The organism is Erwinia sp. B116 (genome assembly GCF_002865965.1).
In the GTDB taxonomy this organism is placed as follows: domain Bacteria; phylum Pseudomonadota; class Gammaproteobacteria; order Enterobacterales; family Enterobacteriaceae; genus Erwinia.
Map to the genome: position 1 here is coordinate 21,522 of NZ_JRZZ01000033.1, position 6,372 is coordinate 27,893.

The window sequence follows — 6,372 nt, forward strand, 5'->3', positions numbered from 1 at the left end:
TACTCAACCGGCGGCGAAGCCGTAAACGTTTCGGGGTGGCAAGGATGCGTTGCAGATGAAGTGCATAACGAGAAAAAACATCGGGTTGCTGTTGTTTGAACTGCTACTGCTGCTGGCCAGTGCGGAGACGTCAAGTGCCGCCGATGACCCGGTGGAATTCAGCACCGACGCACTGGATGCGGGCGATCGTAAAAATGTCGATCTCAGCCGCTTTGCTGAAAATAATTTCGTCGCACCCGCGACCTACCTGCTCGATCTGAAAATCAACGGCAACTTTTTTAAGCGGCAGAAGATTACCTATATCGTTTCGCCGGATAACGTGAAACAGAGCCTGGCTTGCCTTCCGGTTGACGTTGTTCAGGCGCTGGCCCTGAAAGAGGAGGCGCTGAACCACGTGCGTAGAATAAGTGACAGCTGTTATGACATCCGCTCAATCCCCAGTGCCTCCCTGAACAATCAGCAGGGCAGCCTGGATATCTCTATTCCACAGGCGTGGATGAAGTACAGCGATCCGGATTGGGTACCACCTGAGCGCTGGGACAGAGGGATCCCCGGGCTATTGCTTGACTACAGCGTCAGCGGGCAGACTACCCGCCAGATCAAGGGCGGTGGCGGTTCAGGTACCGATTTTTCCGCCTATGGCCAGGCCGGGATCAACCTCGGTGGCTGGCGGTTACGCGCTCAGTATCAGGGCTATTACTCGGCCCGTGACCACCGGCGCCGTTTTGACTGGAACCAGATCTATGCTTACCTGCCGCTACCGCTGCAGGCGGCGAAACTGACGCTGGGCGAAATCTACTCCAACTCGCAGGTGTTCGACACGGTGCGCTTTACCGGTATCAATCTTGCCAGCGACGAGCGCATGCTGCCGCCGAACCTGCAGGGCTATGCGCCGGAGGTACACGGTATCGCTAAAAGTAACGCTAAAGTGACCGTCAGCCAGAGTGGGCGCACCATCTATGAAACCACCGTACCTGCCGGGCCGTTTAACATTCAGGATCTTAGCAACGCGGTGCGCGGCAAGCTTGACGTACGCGTTGAGGAGCAGGACGGCAGCGTCAGTACATTTGAGGTCAATACCGCCTCGATCCCTTATCTGACCCGACCCGGCTATATTCGCTACAACACCTCTGTCGGTGCGCCTTCACAGTACAGCCATAAAATTCAGGGGCCCGCCTTTTACACCGGTGACTTCTCATGGGGCCTGAGCAACGCGTGGTCGATATACGGCGGGGCGATCCTGTCCGGCAAAAGTTATAACGCCTGGAACCTCGGTGCCGGGCGCGATCTGAATGTCTTTGGCGCGCTGTCGGCGGACGTCACCCAGTCGCTGAGCCAGCTGCCGCATGAAAGCATGCAGCAGGGGATGTCCTTTAAGCTCAGTTACGCCAAGACCTTTGACGAATATAACAGCAGCATTACTTTTGCTGGTTATCGCTTCTCGCAGAAAAAATTTCGCACCCAGGCGCAATACCTCGATGAGCGCTATAGCGATAACCGTTACCCTGGCCACGAAAAAGAGATGTACACCATCACCGGTAATAAAACCTTCTGGGTGGATAACCCGGACTGGCGCACAACGCTGTTCCTCACCTATTCCCACCAGAACTACTGGGATCGCAGCAGCCAGGACCGCTACGGCCTGTCGGTTAGCCGCGCGTTCCGTATTGCCGGCGTGAAGAACATCAGCGCTAACCTGTCGCTGTTCCGTTCGCTCTATCAGGGGTTGCGCGACGACAGCCTGTCACTTTCTGTCTCGATACCGATTGGCGACAGCCGCTGGTCAGGGTATGACCTGCAAGTGCACGGCAAAAAAAGCACCCAGATGGCTTCATACAGCGATAACCGTGACATCAACAACAACTGGCGCCTGCGTGCCGGCGCAGACCAGGATGGCAAGGTGGCGCTTGACGGCTTCTACGAGCACCGCGCCGAGGTGGCTGATATTAATGCCAACCTTAACTACCAGCAGGACCGCTATCTCTCGCTGGGCGGTACGGCGACCGGCGGCATCACCGCTACCCGCTACGGTGTGGCGCTTAACAGCAGCAGCGGTACCCAGGACACGGCACGGGTGATGGTCGATACCGGCGGCGTGGCGGGTGTACCCCTTAACGATAAACAGGCAGTCACCAACCGCTGGGGCCTCGGCGTGGTATCTGATGTGGTCAGCTACAGCAGCTTTGATACCCGTATTGACGTCGACTCGCTGAAGCAGGACGTTGACGCCAGCCATGCTATCGCCACCAGTACGCTGACCGAAGGGGCGATCGGCTACCAGAAATTCTCCGTCACCCAGGGTGAGAAGATGATGGCACAGCTGCGTCTGCAGGGTGGCAGCGCCCCGCCGTTCGGTGCCGACGTGCTCAACGGCGATGGCGTTAACGTGGCGATGGTGATGGATGGCGGCCTGGCGTGGCTGGTGGGCATCAAGCCCGGAGAGCAGTTGGACGTGCAGTGGGACGGTAAAACTCACTGTGCGCTGACGGTGCCGAAGATGATTCCGCACGGCCAGGCGCAACTACTGCTGCCGTGCCAGTAAGAGGGAAAGTAATGAACTTAGTTAACAGGAACCTGAATATGAATATATGGAGAGTCAGCAGCAGGCTGCTGGCGTTAACACTGGTTGTCAGCGGCGGCATCGGGGCGGCGCAGGCCGGCATTTCACTGGACCGCACGCGGATGATTATCACCGGCAGCAGTGAGTCGGCCAGCGCCAATCTGAGTAATACCAGCCCGGACGTGCCGTTCCTTGCCCAGGCGTGGGTAGAAGATGCCAGCGGTAAACATATCACCTCACCGTTGCTGGTGCTGCCCGCGCTGCAACGCATTAACGGCGGCCAGAAAGGGGTGATCCGCGTGACCAAAACCGCCGGCATCAATGCGCTGCCGCAGGATCGTGAAACGCTGTTCTACCTTAACGTGCGTGAGATCCCGCCGAAGCCGAAAAAGGCCAACGTGCTGCAGCTCTCCATGCAGTCGCGCATCAAGCTGTTCTATCGTCCGACGGCGGCGATTCCGGCCAGCCGTGACGCGGTGTGGCAGGATCAGGTCAGTTTTCATAAGCAGGGAAAAACCTTCGTCGCTACTAACCCAACCCCCTACTTTATCACCATCATTGGCCTGAGCCGTAAGCCGGTGGAGAAGGGCGGTGAACCGATCACCACTTTTCCCGGGGTGATGATTGCGCCGAAATCGACGCTCGATATCCCGGTAACCGACAGCAGCGTGAGCGACTTTATGGTGATGTACGTCAATGACTACGGCGGCCACCCGGAAATTCATTACCGCTGCAACGGCGCGCAATGTAGCGCGGTCAGGCCCGGATGAGCGGAGGGCAAGCGGTGGATAAGATTAACCCCAGGCCACCACGCCTGCGCTGGCTGCTGCTGAGTCTGGCGATACTGCTGGCCGACCGGCCAGCCGCTGCCGCGCTGAAGGATACACGCAGCGATCTGCACAACGTTGATGGGCAGTACGGTACGGTGCACTTTCGCGGTGACGTGCTGGTCTCGCCGTGCATTCTGGCCAGCCAGTCGCAGGAGCAGCTGGTGGAGATGAAAACGGCTACCGCACGCGAGTTTCATCATGCCGGTGACCGTTCTCGAAAAGTAACCTTTGTGCTGAAATTACAGGACTGTCTGGCGGGTGCCCGCCAGGTACACGAGGATTTTCCCGGGCATACTATCGGCCGCGATGCACATCTGCTCAGCAGTTCAGAGCGGGTGGTCTCCCTGTTCTTTAGCGGCGAGCCTGACGGCGCTAACCACGATCTGCTACAGCTGGAAGGTAACGTACATGGCCTGGGACTGCGGCTGTTCGACGCGCGAGGTGAGCCGCTGTCGCTTAACCAGGCGCAGACGCCCTATCTGCTGTCGCCGGGTAATCACAGCCTGACGTTGATGGCCGCTTTAGAGGCGACTGATAGCTGGGTCAGCGGTGGCAGCTATCTCGGAACACTGCATATACGAGTGGAGTATTTATGAGCCCAATGACTGCGTGCTGTAAAAAATGTTTAACGGTTCGGGGGGCACTAGCGTTTGCAGCCATGCTGACAGGACACTCTGCCCTGGCATATGAACAGGGCGAAGTGACGCCGCAGGTGCCGCATAATTATGATGTCAGTTTGACGACGCTGGATATAAAAAATAATGTGGCCGGCGCTGTCATTATGCCCCCCCCCTGGAATAACAGCGGTGCTGTCTATACAGGGTATATTCACTGCCCGGATGGAAGGATTAAGGAGAAACCACGATATTATACTGCTACCACTGGTATGACACCCTCAGCAATAAATCCGGGTTATTTTCGCCTGAATGACTATTTTGATGTAAAAATTCAGGTGTTTATTGTCAATGGTCCTACCCCTGGCTATGACGTACCCTTTTACGACGTTTCAAATCAGGATAAAAAAAGTTGTCGTAAAAATCCTACGACTGATACTCGCATTGAGTCAGGATCGAAGGGGCAGGTTACGTTCAAAATCACCAAACCCGTCATTAATGGCGTCTCACTTAACAGCTATGAACTGGTTAAGCTGTATGGCCGACAAGAGCTAACACCGGTATTACTCAATACGCCACTGACGACCGTTACCCTTAAATCAGCGATCATTACCGTACCGGATAAATGCGTAGTTAACGCCGGTAATGCGATTGTGGTCAATTTTGGCGACATTCCCGGCAACAGTAGTCAGCTCAACGGTAACAATTTTAAGAAAGATGTTCCCATTAAAATAGCCTGCAAGGGAGGGAGCTTCGATATGAGTAAGCTGAATATCAAATTAGGCGTACAGCCCTCAGGATCCGGCCTGGCCAGCTTCAGCCCGGACTATCTCGGTACCACCGGTAGCACCGACCGTAAAAACCTGGGCATTGTGCTGAAAGATAAAGCAGACAACTCGCCGGTCATTCCGGGAAAATTTTATAATCTGAAAACCTTCAACAACAACAGTGGTTCGTGGAATTTGACGGCGGCACCGATAGCCAAACCCGGCAGTGAAATACCTGAGGGTGAATTCGATGCCAGTGGCAGCATTGTTGCTGAGTTTCAGTAGGAGAGGCAATGAAGATTTTCTCCGTAGTATGCTGCATCTGGGCGCTGTTACTCACCTTAGCAGTGCGGGCTAACGAAGCGATTCTGATTGGTGGTGAAATTCGCTTTCACGGCCGTGTCGTGGCGCTGCCGTGCAGCATCGCTCCGGGTGATGAGACGCTGCAGGTGGATTTTAAACAACTCTCCACTGAGGATCTCTATCTGAACAGGCAGAGCCGTCCGGTAGGGTTTACCCTGCATCTGATCAACTGCAGCACTACGGTGTATAAAACCGTTACGGTGACCTTTTCCGGCGAACGCAGCCAGGCGCTGCCCGAATCTCTGCGGGTGCACAGCAATGCTTCAGGCGGTACCGCCGGGATCGCCATCGATCTGCGTCAGGATAACGGTAATCCCCTGACGCTGGACCAGCCCACTCCAGCCACGGACCTGACCCGTGGCAGCATGCAGTTAGGCTTTCAGGCGCTGGTACGCGGCGAACCGGAGGCGCTGCAGCAGCATAACCTGCAGCTCGGCCCGTTTACCTCGACCGCCAGCTATACCCTGAACTATCAGTAACGTCGACGTGCGCAGAGCGGCAGGTGCCAATACTCTGCGGTGTTGCAGGTCTGCTTCGCCGCCCGCGACTTACTGCAGCTGGCCGTTAACCAGTTTCTGCTGCTGCGCACCGCCGTTCAGCTCCAGCGTAGCATTCACCGTCGGCTTCAGCGGCTTGTCCGCCTGCAAATTACCGGAAAGACTAAGCTTCAGGTTGCTGCCGGCCGGCAGAGATTGCCCCGGCCAGCCCCAGTTCGCCAGCACCGCCGCATTCACCTGGCGACCGGTTAGCGACAGCGAAAGGGCCCGCTGCGGAGCCTGGCTGACGTTGGCCACTCCCTCCAGCATGCCGCTGCCGCTAAAAGCGCTCAGTTCGGTGACGTTAATGCTGTTGCCGTCGGCGTTCAGCGCCAGCGACGGGTGGCGCAGGTCAACACGGTTAAAGGTGGACTCGGCGGCGTTGGCGCTCAGGCTACCGGACCAGATGCCCCAGCGGTGATTTTGCGCCAGTAGCAGGTTGCTGCCGCTGGCGTCCAGCGCCGTCATCTGGAACGGGAAGTCCGGGTTAATATCGATAATCAGGTTCCGGTTGGCGGTGAAGCGGCTAACCTGCACGCTGTCCAGCCAGCCCGGCAGCGTTTGCAACCAGCGCTCACGCCAGTTGGCCGGCAGCGTATATTCCAGCCCGGCGACCACCAGCTCATCCAGCGTCAGCTTTTTATCACGGCGGCTCCAGTTGCCGCCGGTGCGGATCATGCCGTTGACCCAGCGCGAGCTGAA

5 protein-coding genes and 1 pseudogene are annotated in these 6,372 nt (G+C 56.9%); 5 read left to right on the plus strand and 1 reads right to left on the minus strand.

Going from position 1 to position 6,372, the window contains the following annotated elements:
- Positions 1 to 55: 55 nt before the first annotated feature.
- Genes NV64_RS18080 through NV64_RS18100 form a run of 5 tightly spaced genes read left to right on the plus strand, consistent with a single transcriptional unit; the run spans position 56 to position 5,613 of the window.
- Positions 56 to 2,542, plus strand: coding sequence for a fimbria/pilus outer membrane usher protein (locus NV64_RS18080; RefSeq protein ID WP_101506473.1), 2,487 nt, complete (start codon positions 56 to 58; stop codon positions 2,540 to 2,542).
- A 38-nt stretch (positions 2,543 to 2,580) separates the two neighbouring features.
- Positions 2,581 to 3,330: a molecular chaperone gene (locus NV64_RS18085; protein ID WP_101506474.1), complete on the plus strand. Its 750-nt coding sequence runs from the start codon at positions 2,581 to 2,583 to the stop codon at positions 3,328 to 3,330.
- A 14-nt stretch (positions 3,331 to 3,344) separates the two neighbouring features.
- Positions 3,345 to 3,986, plus strand: a complete 642-nt coding sequence (locus NV64_RS18090; RefSeq protein ID WP_158239905.1) for a fimbrial protein — start codon at positions 3,345 to 3,347, stop codon at positions 3,984 to 3,986.
- The gene (locus tag NV64_RS18095) at positions 3,983 to 5,056 is read left to right on the plus strand and encodes a fimbrial protein (protein WP_056233531.1); all 1,074 of its coding nucleotides are present in this window, start codon (positions 3,983 to 3,985) and stop codon (positions 5,054 to 5,056) included. Before NV64_RS18090 ends, NV64_RS18095 begins: the two co-directional genes overlap by 4 nt.
- Before the next feature lie 8 nt (positions 5,057 to 5,064).
- Positions 5,065 to 5,613, plus strand: a complete 549-nt coding sequence (locus NV64_RS18100) for a fimbrial protein (RefSeq protein ID WP_056233533.1) — start codon at positions 5,065 to 5,067, stop codon at positions 5,611 to 5,613.
- Between the two features lie 69 nt (positions 5,614 to 5,682).
- Here NV64_RS18100 and NV64_RS24185 read toward each other — a convergent pair.
- Positions 5,683 to 6,372: pseudogene (locus tag NV64_RS24185) on the minus strand (AsmA family protein); the annotation flags it as partial.

Excerpts from the sequence above, each read along its gene's own strand:
- NV64_RS18095 (WP_056233531.1), top strand. The coding sequence starts at position 3,983 with ATGAGCCCAATGACTGCGTGCTGTAAAAAATGTTTAACGGTTCGGGGG.
- NV64_RS18085 (WP_101506474.1), top strand. The coding sequence starts at position 2,581 with ATGAATATATGGAGAGTCAGCAGCAGGCTGCTGGCGTTAACACTGGTT.
- NV64_RS18100 (WP_056233533.1), top strand. The coding sequence starts at position 5,065 with ATGAAGATTTTCTCCGTAGTATGCTGCATCTGGGCGCTGTTACTCACC.
- NV64_RS18080 (WP_101506473.1), top strand. The coding sequence starts at position 56 with ATGAAGTGCATAACGAGAAAAAACATCGGGTTGCTGTTGTTTGAACTG.